Source organism: Intrasporangium sp. Soil_C_50, assembly GCF_057656595.1.
This window is the reverse complement of record NZ_JBDGKB010000002.1, coordinates 132,283-148,515: the sequence shown is the minus strand read 5'-3', so window position 1 is coordinate 148,515 and position 16,233 is coordinate 132,283. Positions and strand designations below refer to the sequence as shown.

Genomic DNA, 16,233 nt, shown 5'->3' with positions numbered 1-16,233 from the left:
AGGTCGGGCCGGCGGCCGCGCCGACCCGTGTCGACGCAGGTCAGTCGATGCCGGGCAGCTGCGTCAGGAGCTCCTCGGCCCACTGCGGCACGAACTGCGGGACGCCGGCGACAGCCAGGTAGCCCCAGATGACCGCCCACACGACGACGAGCGTCCCGAGGGCGACGAGGCCGCGAACCCAGACGGCCTGCGCCATGATCCAGTCGTTCCACCGGGTCACGTGACGCCTGGCGAAGTCGAGCCAGCGCTGGGCGAACTCGAACTCGCTGGCGAGGATGAGCAGCCCGAAGAACACGACGAGCCAGCCCGGCCCGGGGGCCGGCACCATGATGAGACCCGCCACGGTGACCACCGTGCCGACGACGCCGACGGCGGTGCGCCACACGAGGTGCGTCACGCGGTTTCGGCGCAGCCGGGCCCGCCAGGCCCAGCGGTCCTCGTCGGCGTCGAGGGTCGAGTTGGGGTCGGAGTAGTCGACCTCGCCCGACGCCTCGGATGCCACGTGGTGCTGGTGGGTGCCCTCGGGGCCGGTCACGGGTCGAGGTCCTGCCCGGATGCCTCGCGGAAGACCCGCTGGAGGGCGTCGGTGACCGGGTGCTCGGCCGGCATGGTCCGCTCGTCGACGGCGTGGACGGGCAGGACGTCCTTGGTCGAGCTCGTGATGAACACCTCGTCGGCCGACGCGAGGACGTCGATCGGCAGGGCCTCCTCCCGGACGTCGAAGCCCGCGGCCCGTCCCCACTCGATGACGAGCTCGCGGGTGATGCCGGGGAGCAGGCCGGAGTCGTCAGGCGGCGTCAGCACGACGCCGTCGACGACGACGAAGATGTTGCTGCCTGTGCACTCGCACAGCTCGCCGCGGCTGTTGGCGAAGACCGCCTCGACTGCGCCGACCTGCCGGGCCCGCGCCAGCGCCACGACGTTCTCGGCGTAGGAGGTCGTCTTGAGGCCGACGACCGCCGAGCGTTCGTTGCGGGTCCAGGGCACGACCGTCAGGGCGCCGCTCGTCGGCGGCAGGGGCTGCGGTGCGGCCAGCACGATGTAGGTGAGGTCGGCGTCGGCCCGGTCCGAGCCCAGCGGGCCGATGCCGCCGGTCACGCTGTACCGCAGGCGCCCGAACGGGATCGGGTCGCCCTCGAGCACCGCGGCCACCCCCTTGTCGACGAGGGCGAGGTCGAGCGGCGGCAGGCCCAGCCCGGTGGCGGAGCGCTCGAGGCGTCGGTGGTGCCGGGACAGCGCGAACGGCTGGCCGTCGACGATCTTGGCCGTCTCGAAGACGCCGTCGCCCACGGTGACGGAGTGGTCGAGGGCCGACACTGCCGGCCCGGTAGGGTCGACGAGCCGTCCGTCGACCCAGACGCGTGTGGTCGTGCTCATGGCTCCTCGTCGTGTCGCCGCTGGGGTGGCCTCATGGTGTCACAGCGCCGGCCGCGAGCCCGACGAGCCGGGCGGCCTTGAGCTCGGTCTCCGCCCACTCCCCCTCGGGGTCCGAGCTCCACGTGATCCCGGCCCCGGTGCCGAACCGGATCCACCGGCGTCCGTCGTCGTCGCACTCGGCCCAGAAGGTACGGATGCCCACCGCCAGCTCCGCCTCGCCGCGGTCGGCGTCGACCCAGCCGACGGCCCCGCAGTATGGCCCGCGCGCCGTGCCCTCGAGCTCGGCGATGGCCCTGAGGGCACTTGACTTGGGCGCGCCGCTGACCGAGCCGGGCGGCAGCGTCGACGCCGCGATGTCGCGCCAGTGCGCGCCGGGACGCAAGCGGCCGCTCACCGTCGACACGAGGTGCACGAGGCCGGGGTGCCGTTCCACCGCGCAGAGCTCGTCGACCGAGACGGTGCCCGGCTCGCACACCCCGGACAGGTCGTTGCGCATGAGGTCGACGATCATGACGTTCTCGGCGTGGTCCTTGGGCAGCATCTGCTCGGGGGTGGGCGCGGTGCCCTTGATGGGACGGGTGACCACACGCCCGTCGGCACGCGACAGGAACAGCTCGGGCGAGGCGCCCACGAGGTCGAGCCCCGCCGCATCGCACCGGATGCGCGCGGCGTGAGGGGCCGGGTTGCCTTGTCGCAGCAGGGTGTCCAGAGCATCGAGATCCGCCACGGGATCGAGCTCGTGGCTGACGACGCGGCACACGTTGACCTGGTACACGATCCCCGACGCGATGCGACGCCGCACGTCGCGGACCGCACCCACGTACTCGGAGCGGTCCAGCGACGAGGTCCACTCCCCTGTCAGGGGCGCCCACCGCAGGTCGGACGGCAGCGGCACCCCGCGCGTCACGTCGGCGAAGCGGACGGCCGTGACCTCGCCCTCGAACGTCGCGACGACGGCCCAGAAGCCCTCGCCGTCGAGGGCGTCGAGTGCTTCGGCGCCACGGCGGACGTCGACGACCGTCGTGGCGACCCGGTCGGCGAAGCGGGCGAGGTCCACCCGCAGATCGTAGGGCCCGCCCCGCCGGTGCTCTCAGCTGCCGAGCGCCGCCTCGACCTCACCGGCGAGCGCCGACGGCTCGGTCGTCGGCGACCAGCGGCCGAGGACCTGACCGTCGCGCCCGACGAGGAACTTGGTGAAGTTCCACTTGATCCGGCTGCCGAGCAGCCCCCCGCCCTCTGACTTCAGCCAGGTGAAGAGCGGGTGCTCGCCGGCGCCGTTGACCTCGACCTTGGCGAACATCGGGAAGGTCACCCCGTAGTTCTTCTCGCAGAACCCGCTGATCTCCGCCTCGGTGCCCGGCTCCTGGCCGCCGAACTGGTTGCACGGGAAGCCGAGCACGCTGAAGCCGCGGTCACGGTACGCGACGTAGAGCTCCTCGAGGCCGGCGAACTGGGGCGTGAAGCCGCACTCGCTCGCGGTGTTGACGACGAGGACGACCTCGCCGTCGTACTCGCACAGGGAGGCCTCCCGCCCGTCGATCGTCGTCGCCGTGAAGTCGCCGAGGGCGGTCACTGGTCCTCCTGGGTGTCCTGGATGTCATGGTGCGTGGTGCTGGGTGCTGGTGTGCGTGGTTCGGAGCGGCAGCCCGGTCGGTCGGGTCTCAGGCGTCCTCCGGTTCCGGGGGGACGCCGGCTCCGTCCCGTTCGTCGCGATCGGCCCACTCCAGCAGAGGAGTGAAGTCGAAGACGGCGTCGTCGATTCCCGCATGGAGGTCACCGAGCTCGGCGAAGCGCCCCGGCATCGTGGCGATCGTGAGGTCGCGCGGCTCGACGTCGGCCACCTCGTCCCAGCGGATCGGCGCGGACACGGTGGCGTGCGGCGTGCCGCGGACGCTGTAGGCGGCCGCGATGGTGTGGTCGCGGGCGTTCTGGTTGTAGTCGACGAAGAGGTCGCTCGGGGCTCGGTCGCGGCGCCACCACGTCGTCGTGACCTCGTCGGGCAGGCGTCGCTCGACCTCGCGGGCGAAGGCCAGGGCGCCGCGCCGGACGTCCTTGAAGCCCCAGTTCGGCTCGATGCGCACGTAGACGTGCATGCCCTTGCCGCCTGACGTCTTGGGCCACCCGACGGCGCCGAGCTCGTCGAGGATCTCGTGCACGGTGCCCGCGGCGCGCCGCACCGTGTCGAAGCCGCACTCCGGCATCGGGTCGAGGTCGATGCGCCACTCGTCGGGCTTCTCGGTGTCGGCCCGGCGGCTGTTCCACGGGTGGAACTCGACCGTCGACATCTGCACCGCCCAGATGACGTCGGCGAGCTTCGTGACGCAGAGCTCGTCGGCGTGCAGGCCGTAGCGCGGGAAGTGCAGCCGGACCGTCTCGACCCACGGCGGGGCCCCGGCCGGCAGTCGCTTCTGGTGGACCTTCTGGCCGTCGACACCCTTGGGGAAGCGATGCAGCATGCAGGGCCGTTCGCGCAGCGCGTTGACGATCCCGGGGCCGACGGAGAGGTAGTACTGCACCAGGTCGAGCTTGGTCTCTCCACGTTCGGAGAAGTAGACGCGGTCGGGGCTCGAGAGGCGCACCGTGTGGTCGCCGACCTCGAGCTCCACGGCGGGGGCCTTGCTCGACGCAGCCATGCCCGACAGCCTACGGACATCGGCGCCCGCACCGGCCCGCGGACGTGGCCGACGTGCGCAAAGGGCCCGCCGACGTACGTCGGCGGGCCCTTCCTGTGGAGCGGACGACCGGGCTCGAACCGGCGACCTCAACCTTGGCAAGGTTGCGCTCTACCAACTGAGCTACGTCCGCCTGCGGACCAGCGATGCCGGAGCGCCGCGGGTGCGTCGTAGACGATAGCGGACGTCGGGCCCAAGGCGAAACCCGGCGAAAACGACTGTCCGCGTGGCGGTTCGGCTCCAGCGGCGCCCCGTTGTTCACGAGTCGTCCCCGAGGCGTCCCCGAGGCGTCCCCGAGTCATCCCCGAGTCATCCCGCGGGAGTGATGATCGGTCGCGTCGGGGCCGGTTCCATGAACGCATGTGCCGCTGGATGGTGTACTCGGGTGACCCGCTCCTCGTCGAGGACCTCCTCTTCAAGCCGGAGCACTCGCTCATCGAGCAGAGCCTCCACTCGACGATGGGGGCCACGACCACGAACGGTGACGGCTTCGGGATCGGCTGGTACGGCGAAGGCCCCGTGCCCGCCATCTTCAAGAGCGTCGACCCGGCCTGGAACGACCAGAACCTCCGCGAGCTCACCCAGCAGGTGCGCACCGGCCTGCTCTTCGCGCACGTGCGCGCGTCGACGGGGACGCCGGTCCAGCGCAGCAACTGCCACCCCTTCCGGCACGGCGCCCGGCTGTGGATGCACAACGGGGCCGTCTTCGGCTTCCACGAGCTGAAGCGCGACCTCATGTTCGCGGTCGACCCGTCGCTCTACCCCGACGTCGAGGGGTCGACCGACTCCGAGGCCCTCTTCTTCCTCGCCCTGACCTTCGGTCTCGAGGACGACCCCATCACGGCCGTCGCCAAGGCCGTGGGCCTCGTCGAGCACGTGGCGCAGAAGCACGGGGTCGCCGACCCGGTGCAGGCCACGATGGCAACCTCCGACGGCGAGTCCGTGTGGGCGTTCCGCTACTCGACCACCCACCAGAGCCGGACCCTCTTCCACTCGACGAACGTGGCACAGCTGCGCGCCCTCCACCCCGAGATCGAGATCCTGCAGCGGGCCAGTGACGAGGCGCGGTTGGTCGTGTCGGAGCCGCTGCGCGACCTGCCCGGGGCCTGGCGCGAGGTGCCGGAGTCGTCGTGCGGGATCATCCAGCCCGGTGACGACGAGATCCGCGACTTCGCGCCCATCCCGCCGGCCTTCGTGGCCTGAGCCCTCCGTCCGCTGAGCCTCGCCGAGCCCCGTCGCCGATTCGCGACGGTGGTGCCCGTCGCCGGTGTCGGCGCACGGCATCCATCCGCGTCGGCGCGCGACCATGGGCCGCGCCGGTGGGACGGCGCGGCCCGCGGGAGTCGCTGTGGTGCTCCAGCCCTCCTACAGCCCCAGGATGCGGGCCTTCTGGGCCTGGAACTCCTGCTCCGTCAGCACCCCCGACGCGCGCAGCTCGCCGAGCTGCTGCAGCCTCGCGAGGTCCGCGTCGGCACCCGAGGGTGCGGGGGCGGCGGGCTCCGGGGGCGGCGGAGGCGGAGGCGCGTACTGGGGTTGCGCGTACTGGGGTTCTGCGTACTGCGGCGGCGGGGGCGGCGCCTGCTGCTGCTCCTGCGCTGCCCACCGTCCCGCCTGGCGGCGTGACACGCGGTTCGACACCGCCGTCGCGGTGCCTGCCACCACGGCCGTCCGGGCCATTCCACCGATCAGTCCCATCGTCTGCTCCTCTGCTCTGCCTGAGAGTTCCGGGTCACGCCGGCGTGCTGTCCGCCGGCTGGGCGGCGGCGCTGTCGGAGCCGTCCGACTCCCCTGAGCCGTCCTCACGCGCGGCCTCGAGCTCCTCGAGGCGCGCGACGACCACGTCGGCGGGTACGCGCATGCTGGCCACGACCTCGGCCCCGGCACGACGCATGGCCGACACGAACGGGCCCGCCCACGTGTTCTCGTAGACGAGGACGGCGGCGGCGTTGCCCGGCTCGAGCAGGTCGGCGGCCTGCGCCAGGTCCTCCTCGTCGAGCAGGTCCGACTCGACGCCCTCGAAGACGGCGAGGTCGAGCGTGCCGTCCCCGTCGAGGTCGGTGATGGCCACGGCCGTCACCGTCCCGTCCTCGCCGCGGACCATGGCCTTCATGTCGAGGATCCGGATGATGCCGCGGTCGACGAGGTCGACGAGGATGGCCATCCCTTCCCCGTTGATCCGGGCGCCCGGGAACTCGAGCGCGAGAAAGTCGATGGGTCCGACGTCGACGTTGACACTCATGTCCTGCCTCCTTGACGGCTGGCCTGCAATACCCCGACCCTCGCGTCCGGCACCGGCCCTGCACATCGCCCGTCGAGGATGAGTGGGCGAGGCTCGGCGGGCAAGGATGAAGGGGGACGGTCCGTGCGCCGGTCAGCCCTGCCCGGCGGCGTCCTGACCTGAGTCGGCGTCGGACACCTTGTGGATCGCGGTGACACCGATGCCCAGCGACTCGAGCAGGTCCAGCGTCCGCCCGAGCGCGTCGGGGTCGCCGGCCGAGACCGACAGGATCGTCGCCTGTCCGCTGTCGCGACGCCGGACCGGCGAGCCCAGATCGGGCAGGTCCGCGGTCAGCTCTCCGTCGAGGACGATCTCGTACCGCTGCATGACCTGCCCCATATCCGGGAAAACCCTGAAAGCCGGCGCTCCTGCCAGTTCGAGTGGTTACGCTCGCAGGTAGATAACCCTCCACACATCCACCGTCGGGGATGACATGGTCGGACCACGTCACGCGCGGATGACGGTTCCTCAGCCGTCCGCCCACACCATCGACCGAGCGCGCCTCGTGCCGCTCATCGACCATCGTCCGGTGGTCGTGCTCGCCGGTATGGCGGGCTACGGCAAGTCGACGCTGCTCGCTGCCGCGTCGAGGCGCCAGCAGGTCAACGGCGCCGCCATCTGGCTGGACGTCGACGACTCCGACCGGTCCCCGGTGCGCCTCGTCGCCGACCTCATCACCGCCGTCGGCCTGTCCGGGCTCGAGGAACTGGGCGCGAACCTCGACCCCCTCCGCGCCTCGGCGCTGCGTGCTGAGCCGTTGACGCTCGTCGACTCGCTGCTCGAGGTGCTCTACGACGCGGCCCTGCCCCTGACCCTCGTCCTCGACGACCTGCAGGACCTCACCGGCTCGCGAGGCTCCATCCAGATCATCGACCACATCCTGAAATGGGCGCCGGCCAACATGCGCATCGCCGTGGCCGCCCGGGTCGTCCCTCCGTTGCGCCTGCAGAGGCTCCGGCTCGACGACCGGCTCGCCTACCTCACGCACGAGCAGCTCGCGTTCAGCCCCGATGAGACGACCGAGGCCGTGCGAGCCGCCGGTCTGGACCTCGACGTCGAGACCGTGGAGTCGATCCACCGCGCCACAGGCGGGTGGCCTGCCGGCGTCCGCATGGCGATCCTCGCCACGCGCCAGTACGGCCTGCGAAAGCAGGTGCCGACCCAGCTGCGGCGCGACCAGGCGCTGGCCGAGTATCTCGCGACCGAGGTGCTTTCCTCGCTCACCGACGACCTCAGGGACTTCGTCCTCGACGCCACCCTGGACGAGCACGTCTGCCCATCGCTCGTCGACAGCGTGCGGGGAACGCACAGCGCCGAGGCACTCCTCGAGCAGTGCGTCGCCGACGGCCTCTTCCTGTCCCGTGGCGGCAGCAGCAACGGCGAGGAGGCCTGGTACTACTGGCACCCGCTCTTCGCCGCCCACATCCACCGGCGCTTCGTCGCCGACTACCCCGACCGGGCCACCGTCCAGCACGCTGCGGCCGCGGACTGGTGGAGCGCCGTCGACGCCCCGACCGCGATCCGGCATGCCGTGGCAGCCGGCGATGGCGAGAAGGCGTCCTGGATCTTCGCCGACCGCTGGCTCGAGCTGTTCCTCGAGGGACGCGTGGACGCGGTGCTCGATGCTGTGGGCCAGGTGCCGGAGGGCTCGGCCTACTCCGCGGACACCCACCTGGCCAGGGCCCTCGTCCTCGTGCAGCGCGGGAAGATGGACGAGGCGCAGCTGCAGATCGACGCCGCCGGCGACTCCGTCGCCCTCCTCCCGCTGGAGGCCAAGAGCGACTTCGAGGACCGGATGGCCGTCGTCAAGCTGTTCCACACCGGTTACGGGTTGGGCCTGAGCGCTGCGGTCGAGCCGGGTGCGGCGCTGCTCGAGCGGTTCGACCGGAGCCAGCGCCCGACCGACCCGGCGATCCTCGCCTCGGTGCAGATGTTCGTCGGCATGGGCGAGGCCCGTCGCCTCGCGGAGCCCACGCCGGCCCTGGAGATGCTCCGGTCCTCGGCCGCCACGGCGCGCGACACCGGCCTGCTGGCCCTCGAGCTGACGGCGCTCGCGGAGTCGTGTCTGCCTGCCATCGTCGAAGAGCGGCTCGACGAGGTGCGCGACCTCGCAATCAGCGTCCTCGCACGCGCGGACGACCGCGGCTGGGTGGGCCTGGCGACGCTGGCCCCGGCGGTCGCCTTCCTCGGCTGGCTCGACTACTGGCGGGGCAACGTGCACGAGGCACGGGCCGAGCTGGAGCGCGCCCTGTCGATGATGCTCCCCTTCGACTGGGAGCTGCACGGGCTCACGCTGAACTACCTGACGAAGGCCTGCCTGGCCCTGGGCGACCTGGCCGGCGCCAAGCGGGCAGCCGGGCAGGTGCGAGCCCTGATGGAGTCCGGTCGCAGCGCGCCCGGCTGGCCGTCCATGCTGGCCGGGGTGGAAGGGCTCGTCCTCATGGCGGAGGGACGGACGCGCGAGGCGGTGGCCCTGGCCTCCGCGCCGCTGACCGAGCCCGAGTACCCGCTGGCCCGCGTGCACCGCGCGAAGGTGCTTCTCTGGGCGGGACGGCCCGCCGATGCCCTGGCAGAGCTCGACCGGACCTCCTGGGCCGGGCGGCTCGTCCAGGTCGACTGCGTCCACCACTGCCTCGAGGCGGAGGCCCGCGCAGAGCTGGGAAGGCCCGACGCGCACGCCTCCCTGGAGGCGGCCCTCGCGGCTGCCGAGCCGGACGAGCTGTACGGGCCCTTCCTCGGCGTCGGCGAGCGGATGCCCGAGCTGCTCAAGGCCCACCTGCGTCACGGCACGGCGCACCCCGCCGCGGTGACCCAGGTGCTCGGGCGGATCGCCGCCGGGCAGCGTCAGGAGACCACCGGGCGCGGTGAGCAGCTGACCGAGCGCGAGCACGTGATCCTGCGCTATCTCGCCACCAACCTCACCAACGCCGAGATCGCCGAGGCGGAGTACATCTCGCTGCACACCGCCAAGACGCACATCGCGCACATCTACCAGAAGCTGGGCGTCAGCAGCCGGCGTGCCGCCATCCGCAGGGCCGCGGAGCTGGAGCTCTACTGACCGTGGCTGCGGCCGCGGGTCGGCGTCCGCGTCGGCGATCTACTCCCCATGAAGTGACGCGCCACGCCTCCGTCACCGGCATCCTGTCGATGACGCGAAGTCCTTCGCAGGAGAAGGAGGATGCCGATGCAAGCCGTGGTGATCGTGAACGGTGAGGTGGACGAGCGCGACGTCTGGCCCTATGCGACGTGGTGTGACAGCGACGGGATCCGGACGACCTTGACGGTGCGGGTGCACGACAGCCAGGAGCTGGTCGCCGTGCTGGGCAGCCTGACGGCCATGGGACTGGAGGTCACCTCGACCCAGCTGATGGACGAGCCGGGCGGTGGAGGGACGGACCGCGCCGAGGCGGACCCCTGACCGCCGATCTCGCTCGCAGAGTGCGATGCCGGGTTTGTTCGGTGGCGGAAGGCTGATGGCGAAGCGGTCCCCTTGACCGCTACCGCGACGAGTCGCGACAACGAAAGGACTGGCTCACCATGGACTTCTGGAGCTTCTTCTGGCTGCTTGTGTGGTCCTTCTTCTTCGTGGCCTACCTGATCATGCTCTTCCACATCTTCGGCGACCTCTTCCGGGACAAGGACCTCGGTGGGTTCTCGAAGGTGCTGTGGGTGCTGGCGCTCTTCATCGTCCCCCTCCTCTCCGCCCTCATCTACCTCATCGTGCGGGGCCGGGGAATGGCCGAGCGCGAGATGCAGGCCGCTGAGGCCCAGATGGCCGCTCAGGAGAAGTACATCCAACGCGTCGCCGGCGGCTCCTCCGCCTCGACGACCGACCAGCTGTACCAGGCCAAGTCGCTGCTCGACAGCGGCGCCATCTCCCCCGAGGAGTTCTCGCAGATCAAGGCCCGGGCCCTGGCATGAGCCCGGCGCCCGCAGCCGCACTCCGGCCCGCGGACGCCGTGGACCGGGACCGGCTGCTGGCCACCTTCCTCGAGCTGGTGGCGATCGACAGCCCGACCGGCTACGAGCAGCAGATCGGCGAGGTGCTCACAGCCCGCTTCCGCGAGCTGGGGTGCACCACGACGCAGGACGACGTCGGCAACCTCGTCGCCGTGTACCCGGGCACCCGGCCCGGGACGGTCCTGGTGTCGACGCACATGGACACGGCCGGGACCGACCGCGGGATCGTGCCCGTCATCGGTGACGACGGCGTGGTGCGCACCGACGGCACGACGATCCTCGGGGCGGACGACAAGTCGGGCCTGGCCGGGTGCCTCGAGCTCGTCCGGCTGCTGCGGGACCACCCGGACTGGTCCCATCCGACGATCGAGTTCGTGTCGACCGTCGGTGAGGAGCGGGGCCTGGTCGGCTCACGTCACCTCGACGTGAGCCGGCTGCAGGCCACCCACGGGTTCGTCGTCGACACCGCAGGAGTCATGGGCTCGGTGACGTACTGGTCGCCGACCTCGGTGTACCTCACCATCACCGTCCACGGTCGCAAGGCCCACGCTGGGGTCGAGCCGGAGAAAGGTGTCAGCGCCGTCCAGGTGGCCGCGGACGCCATCGCCGGGATGCCCCTGGGGCGCATCGACGAGGAGACCGTCGCCAACATCGGGACGGTGCATGGTGGCGAGGCCCGCAACATCATCCCGGACACCGTCGTGCTCGAGGGCATGGCGCGCAGCCACGACCAGGCCAAGCTCGACCGCCAGCTCGCGGCCATGCGAGGGGCCTGTGAGCGTGCCGCGGAGGCGCGCGGGGCGACGGTGGACGTCGTTGCCGAGGAGATCTACCGGACCTACCGGATCACCGAGGACGCGCAGCCGTACCGCGAGGCGGCACGCGCCATCCGGTCCCTCGGGCTCGAGGTCTCGCCGCGCAAGTCGGGCGGCGGGACCGACGGGAACTTCTTCAACGCCAAAGGAATCCCGTGCGTGGCGCTCCCGACCGGGATGGTCGACGAGCACGCCACGAGCGAGCACATCGCGATCGACGACCTCGTGGTGGCCTGCCAGGTGCTCGTGGCCGTCGTCACCCAGCCCGTCGAGGGAGAGGGACGTCCATGACGAACCAGCGTGTGCGCCGGCTGGCCGCAGCCGCGACCCTCGCCGCCGCCCTCGTGGTGGCGGGCTGCGGTACCGATCTCACCGCGCAGAACCTCTGCGCCAACGCCAAGAGCCTCGCGACCGCCGTCGACGGCCTCAAGGCCCAGAAGCCCGACGGCGGCAGGATCGCCGAGCTGACGACGAAGGTCGACGCCGCCCTGGCGAAGCTCGACCACCTGCAGGCCGTCACTGAGGGGCGCTACGACAGCGCCATCTCGACGTTGCGGGCCAACCTGGAGGGCTTCAAGCAGTCCCTCGCGGCTGCGGGCAAGGGCGCCTTCGCCACCGTCGCCCCCGAGCTCACGGCATCGCTGAAGGACATCAGCGCGGCGTACGCCCAGCTGTCCCAGTCCATCGCCGCCCAGTGCACGTCGGGCTGAGCCCGTCCTCGCTGATCGCAGGAAGGAATCGACATGAGCGTCAGTTTCGTGCTCGAGGCACTCGTCGTGCTCGGGGCGATCATCATGGGAACCCGCGCCGGCGGTGTGGGGGTCGGCCTCTGGGGCGGCCTCGGCGTCTTCGTCCTCGTCTTCGTCTTCCGCGAGCCGCCCGGAGAGCCACCGGCTGCAGCGCTCGCGATCATCCTCGCGGTCGTGACGTCGGCCGCGATGATGCAGGCGGCCGGCGGCATCGACTGGATGGTCTCGGTGGCCGCGGGCGTCATCGAGAAGCGACCGAAGCAGATCACCGTCATCGCCCCACTGACGGCATTCCTCTTCTCCATCGGCGCCGGGACGAGCAACATCATCTACCCGCTGCTGCCGGTCATCTACGACGTGTCGTACAAGAACAACATCCGGCCGGCGCGCCCGCTGACGGTCACCGTGGTGCAGTCCGGGATGGCGCTGGCGGCCTCGCCCGTCTCGGCCGCCATGGCGGCGATGCTGACCCTCACCGACGTCGCGCCCTACAACCTCGGCCTCACCCAGATCCTCGCGATCACCCTCCCGGCGTGCGTCGTCGGCATCGTCGTCACCTCGCTCGTCGTCAACCGGATGTGGAAGGACCTCGACGACGACCCCGAGGTGCAGGCCCGGATCGCGTCCGGAGTGCTCATCGCGCCGCAGCAGGCCGGCGCGGCCGCGTCCGCGTCGTCGCGGCTCACCTACACCAAGGAGGGCCGCAACTCCGCCCTCGCCTTCCTCTTCGGCGTCGTCGCGATCGTCGTGTTCGGGCTCTTCCCGCAGCTGCGGCCGGCCTTCGCCGCCGAGGGCGAGGAAGCCGTTCCCATCGACATGACGACGACCATCGTCATGGTGATGTTCGTCGTCGGCGTGGCGATCCTCTTCCTCGGCAAGCCCGAGGTGAAGACGGTCCCTGACCAGTCGGTGTTCAAGGCCGGCATGATCTCGGCGATCGCCCTCTTCGGGATCGCGTGGCTCACCGCCACCTTCATCTCCGCCCACGAGGACTACATCGTCTCGACGATCGGCGGCTGGGTCACCAGCTGGCAGTTCATCTTCGCCCTCGCCGTCTTCCTCGTCGCCGCCCTGACGACGAGCCAGTCGACGGCGACCCGGACCATCGTGCCCATCGGCCTCGCCGCCGGGCTCCCGGTCGGGGTCGTCACCGGCATGTGGGCAGGCGCCCTGAGCGGCGTCTACACCCTGCCGGCCAACGGCACCCAGATCGCGGCCGCCAACTTCGACCTCACCGGCACGACCAAGCTCGGCACCAAGCTGCTCGACCACAGCTTCTTCGTCCCGATGCTCGTCATGTCGGTCGTGACCATCGCCGTGGGCGCCCTGATCGGCGGCATCTTCTTCTGACACAAGGCAATCCCGCATTGCACCACACCGCAGAGACACCGACCTCGACGCCAAAGGACCGACCATGCACGCACAGGAGATCGCTGCCAGGACCACGGACCTCATGTCCGGTGTCGTCGCGGACCTCGAGACCCTGATCAGGATCCCGTCGGTGGCCTTTCCGGGCTACCCGAGCGAGCCCGTCGAGCAGATGGCGAGCACCACGCTGCAGCTGTTCCGCGATGCCGGCTTCACGGACGCCCGCCTCATGGACGTCCCGTCCGGCTACCCGCCGATCTACGGCGAGATCCCGGGGCCCGAGGGCTCACCCGTCGTCGTGCTGTACGCCCACTACGACGTGCAGCCCGCGCCCCCCGAGCAGGGCTGGACGAGCGACCCGTGGACGCCGACGCGCAAGGAGGACGGACGCGTCTACGGACGTGGCGCGGCCGACGACATCAGCGGGCTCGTCGCGCACCTGGGCACCTTGCGGGTCTTCGACGGGCAGCCGCCGTGCACCGTCAAGCTGATCCTCGAGGGGATGGAGGAGACGGAGAGCAACCTCGAGGCGTTCGTCGAGGCGCACCCGGAGCTGTTCGCCTGCGACCTCTTCGTCATCTGCGACATGGGCAACCTCCGCGTCGGCGAGCCCGCCCTGACGACGGCGCTGCGCGGCGACGTCGCGTGCATCGTCACCGTCCGAACCCTCGAGCACCCCCTGCACTCGGGCGTCTTCGGTGGTCCGGCACCGGACGCCATGATGGCCCTCGCGCGGCTGCTGTCGACGCTGCACGACGACGAGGGCAACGTGACCATCGAGGGCGTCTCGGAGACCGTCTGGGACGGCGCGGACCTCAGCGAGGACGACCTCCGGTCCAGCGCCGACGTGCTCGACGGGGTCGGCCTGACCGGCAGCGGCCCGATCGGTGGCCGGCTCTGGGCTCGCCCGTCGGTCAACGCGATCGGCTTGGACATGACGAGCATCGCGGCGTCGTCCAACGTCCTCATTCCTGAGGCCCGCGCGAAGATCTCCATGCGCATCGTCCCCGGGTCCGAGCCCGCCGCCGAGCTCGACGCCCTGGTGCGGCACCTCGAGTCGCACGCGCCGTGGGGCGCCAAGGTGGAGGTCCAGCGCACCAAGGAGGCGCCGCCGTTCCTGTGCCGCACCGACGGTCCGGGGTACGCCGCCGCCCGGGACGCGCTGAGCGAGGCCTTCGGCCGGCCAGCCGGTGAGGCCGGCTGCGGCGGGTCGATCCCCCTCCTGCGGACGCTCCAGCAGGCGGCACCGGACGCCGAGTTCGTCCTCTGGGGGCCCGAGGACGTCGCCGCATCGCGGATCCACGCCTCCGACGAGAGCGTCGACGTGTCGGAGATCGAGAAGCTCATCGTGACCCAGGCGCTCCTGCTCCAGCGCCTGGCGGACGGCCATGTCGGATAGGAGCGCCCCCGTCGGGACCGGGGGCTCGATCGAGTCCGGCGCCGGCGCGGCCACCGGAGCCGGCGGCGTCCTCGCCGCCACGTGCCTGTCGACGTTCGTCGTCAACGCCAACACCTCGGCCGTGAGCATCCTGCTGCCCGCCATCAGCGCCGACACCGGCACGGACGTGACGACGCTGCAGTGGGCGGTCACCGGGTACTCCCTCGTCGGGGCCGCCGTCATCGTGACGTCGGGCTCGCTCGGCGACGTCTTCGGGCGCAAGCGGGTGTTCCAGCTCGGCCTCGTGCTGTTCGTCGTGTCGTGCGTGCTCATCGCCCTGTCGCACTCCGGCGGTGCCGTCATCGCCGGCCGCTTCGTCCAGGGCGCGGCGGGCGCGACGATCCTCGCCTGCGGCCTGAGCCTCCTGTCCGTGGCGAACACTGGCGAGGCGCAGCTACGGGCCGTCTCGCTCTGGGGCGCGGCAGCGGCCGTCGGTGCCGCAGCCGGCCCGCTCATGGGCGGTGCGCTCGTCACGGTCGCCGGGTGGCAGGGGCTCTTCTGGGTCGACGCGGTGATCGGCGCGGCGTGCATCCTCATCGCGGCGGCCAAGGTGTCCGAGTCACGCGACCTGACGCGTTCGCGGTCCATCGACTACGCCGGCTCCGTCCTCATCGCCCTGGCCCTGGGGCCGGTCATCCTGGCGCTGAGCAAGGGGAGCGCGTGGGGCTGGGTCTCGGCCGCGACCATCGGGTGCCTCGCGGTCGGGGTCGCCTCGGGCATCGGGTTCGTCATGGTGGAGCGCCGCGTCGCCGTGCCGATGCTCGACCTGGCGCTGCTGCGCAACCGGGTCCTCGTCGGCTCGACGATCGCCATCCTCATCGGGGCGGGCACCATCAACGCCCTGATGTACCTGCTCAGCCTCTACTTCCAGGACCCGTCGACACTGGGCCTCACGACACTGCAGGCGGGCCTCGCCACGCTGCCGGCGACGGTCGGTCTCGTGGCCATCGCGGCGGCGGTGCCCCGCCTCACCGCCCGACTCGGCGGCCGGCAGGTGGTCGGCCTCGGGTTCCTGCTCACGGCAGTCGGGTTCGCCGCCATCGGGTTCGTCGACGCCTCGTGGGCCTACCGCGCCTTCCTGCTGCCCCTCGTGGCCGTGGCGGTCGGCATGGGGCTCTCGAACGGGCCGGCCTCCTCGGCGTCGACGGCGTGCGTCCCTGCGAACCAGGTCGGTTCGGCGTCGGGGGTCTCCAACATGGCCCGCTACGTCGGGGCCGCGGTGGCCACGGCGCTCGCCGCCACGATCTACGGCGGGGTCATCGCCGACCGCACGGCGCAGGGCCAGCCGCCGGGGGACGCGCTCGCCTCGGGTCTCGCGGCGGCGTCCTGGGTCATGGCGGTCATCAGCCTCGCGGGCGTGGCGATGGCGGTCGTCATGGGCCGGCACCAGGCCGCACGCGGCACCCTCCAGGACGCGGCCGCCGCGGCGTCGTCCTCCACCTCCCTGACGCTGCCGACCACGGCTTCGGGGCGGGTCACGACCGGTGCCTAGCCGGAGGGGGCGACCTGACCCGCGGGTCGGCGACGGCCCACATCTCAGCCTGCGAGGGGGACGAACCGCCCGGCCGAGAGCGGC

The 16,233-nt window shown here is 71.5% G+C and carries 17 protein-coding genes and 1 tRNA gene; 9 read left to right on the top strand and 9 right to left on the bottom strand.

Features of this window, described 5'->3' with window-relative positions:
• Positions 1 to 40 precede the first annotated feature (40 nt).
• From AC3A5R_RS08165 to AC3A5R_RS08140, 6 genes are all read right to left on the bottom strand, one after another.
• Positions 41 to 535: a TIGR02611 family protein gene (locus AC3A5R_RS08165; protein ID WP_487620254.1), complete on the bottom strand. Its 495-nt coding sequence runs from the start codon at positions 533 to 535 to the stop codon at positions 41 to 43.
• Positions 532 to 1,377, bottom strand: coding sequence for an aminotransferase class IV (locus AC3A5R_RS08160; protein ID WP_487620253.1), 846 nt, complete (start codon positions 1,375 to 1,377; stop codon positions 532 to 534). The genes AC3A5R_RS08165 and AC3A5R_RS08160 overlap by 4 nt, the downstream gene beginning before the upstream one ends.
• Positions 1,378 to 1,408: 31 nt before the next feature.
• Positions 1,409 to 2,434, bottom strand: a complete 1,026-nt coding sequence (locus AC3A5R_RS08155) for a chorismate-binding protein (RefSeq protein ID WP_487620252.1) — start codon at positions 2,432 to 2,434, stop codon at positions 1,409 to 1,411.
• 33 nt (positions 2,435 to 2,467) lie between these two features.
• Positions 2,468 to 2,950: a glutathione peroxidase gene (locus AC3A5R_RS08150; RefSeq protein ID WP_487620251.1), complete on the bottom strand. Its 483-nt coding sequence runs from the start codon at positions 2,948 to 2,950 to the stop codon at positions 2,468 to 2,470.
• Between the two features lie 88 nt (positions 2,951 to 3,038).
• Positions 3,039 to 4,010 carry a non-homologous end-joining DNA ligase gene (gene ligD, locus AC3A5R_RS08145; RefSeq protein ID WP_487620250.1) on the bottom strand — a complete coding sequence of 324 codons (972 nt, stop codon included), beginning with the start codon at positions 4,008 to 4,010 and terminating at the stop codon, positions 3,039 to 3,041.
• Between the two features lie 96 nt (positions 4,011 to 4,106).
• A tRNA-Gly gene (locus AC3A5R_RS08140) sits at positions 4,107 to 4,182 on the bottom strand.
• Between the two features lie 227 nt (positions 4,183 to 4,409).
• Between AC3A5R_RS08140 and AC3A5R_RS08135 the strand changes: the two genes are divergently transcribed.
• Positions 4,410 to 5,252, top strand: a complete 843-nt coding sequence (locus AC3A5R_RS08135) for a class II glutamine amidotransferase (protein ID WP_487620249.1) — start codon at positions 4,410 to 4,412, stop codon at positions 5,250 to 5,252.
• 162 nt (positions 5,253 to 5,414) lie between these two features.
• Here AC3A5R_RS08135 and AC3A5R_RS08130 read toward each other — a convergent pair whose 3' ends face one another.
• The 3 genes from AC3A5R_RS08130 to AC3A5R_RS08120 form a co-directional block, all read right to left on the bottom strand.
• Positions 5,415 to 5,744 (bottom strand): SHOCT domain-containing protein, encoded by a 330-nt coding sequence (locus AC3A5R_RS08130; protein WP_487620248.1) that lies wholly within the window; start codon positions 5,742 to 5,744, stop codon positions 5,415 to 5,417.
• Between the two features lie 34 nt (positions 5,745 to 5,778).
• Positions 5,779 to 6,288, bottom strand: coding sequence for a DUF6325 family protein (locus tag AC3A5R_RS08125; protein WP_487620247.1), 510 nt, complete (start codon positions 6,286 to 6,288; stop codon positions 5,779 to 5,781).
• A gap of 132 nt (positions 6,289 to 6,420) precedes the next feature.
• A complete protein-coding gene (locus AC3A5R_RS08120; protein WP_487620246.1) occupies positions 6,421 to 6,654 on the bottom strand; it encodes a hypothetical protein in 234 nt (77 codons plus the stop codon).
• Between the two features lie 130 nt (positions 6,655 to 6,784).
• On the opposite strand from AC3A5R_RS08120, the gene AC3A5R_RS08115 reads away from it, so the two are divergent.
• The 8 genes from AC3A5R_RS08115 (at position 6,785) to AC3A5R_RS08080 (ending at position 16,149) form a co-directional block, all read left to right on the top strand.
• Positions 6,785 to 9,385 (top strand): winged helix-turn-helix domain-containing protein, encoded by a 2,601-nt coding sequence (locus AC3A5R_RS08115; protein WP_487620245.1) that lies wholly within the window; start codon positions 6,785 to 6,787, stop codon positions 9,383 to 9,385.
• A 126-nt stretch (positions 9,386 to 9,511) separates the two neighbouring features.
• Complete coding sequence (locus AC3A5R_RS08110) at positions 9,512 to 9,745, top strand: hypothetical protein (protein WP_487620244.1); 234 nt, start codon at positions 9,512 to 9,514, stop codon at positions 9,743 to 9,745.
• Positions 9,746 to 9,864: 119 nt separating this feature from the next.
• A complete protein-coding gene (locus AC3A5R_RS08105) occupies positions 9,865 to 10,248 on the top strand; it encodes an SHOCT domain-containing protein (protein WP_487620243.1) in 384 nt (127 codons plus the stop codon).
• A complete protein-coding gene (locus tag AC3A5R_RS08100) occupies positions 10,245 to 11,393 on the top strand; it encodes a M20/M25/M40 family metallo-hydrolase (RefSeq protein WP_487620242.1) in 1,149 nt (382 codons plus the stop codon). Before AC3A5R_RS08105 ends, AC3A5R_RS08100 begins: the two co-directional genes overlap by 4 nt.
• The gene (locus tag AC3A5R_RS08095; protein WP_487620241.1) at positions 11,390 to 11,812 is read left to right on the top strand and encodes a hypothetical protein; all 423 of its coding nucleotides are present in this window, start codon (positions 11,390 to 11,392) and stop codon (positions 11,810 to 11,812) included. Before AC3A5R_RS08100 ends, AC3A5R_RS08095 begins: the two co-directional genes overlap by 4 nt.
• 33 nt (positions 11,813 to 11,845) lie before the next feature.
• Positions 11,846 to 13,201, top strand: coding sequence for an anaerobic C4-dicarboxylate transporter family protein (locus AC3A5R_RS08090; RefSeq protein WP_487620240.1), 1,356 nt, complete (start codon positions 11,846 to 11,848; stop codon positions 13,199 to 13,201).
• A gap of 64 nt (positions 13,202 to 13,265) precedes the next feature.
• Positions 13,266 to 14,618, top strand: a complete 1,353-nt coding sequence (locus AC3A5R_RS08085) for a M20/M25/M40 family metallo-hydrolase (protein ID WP_487620239.1) — start codon at positions 13,266 to 13,268, stop codon at positions 14,616 to 14,618.
• Positions 14,608 to 16,149, top strand: coding sequence for an MFS transporter (locus tag AC3A5R_RS08080; RefSeq protein ID WP_487620238.1), 1,542 nt, complete (start codon positions 14,608 to 14,610; stop codon positions 16,147 to 16,149). Before AC3A5R_RS08085 ends, AC3A5R_RS08080 begins: the two co-directional genes overlap by 11 nt.
• The last annotated feature ends 84 nt before the right edge of the window (positions 16,150 to 16,233 follow it).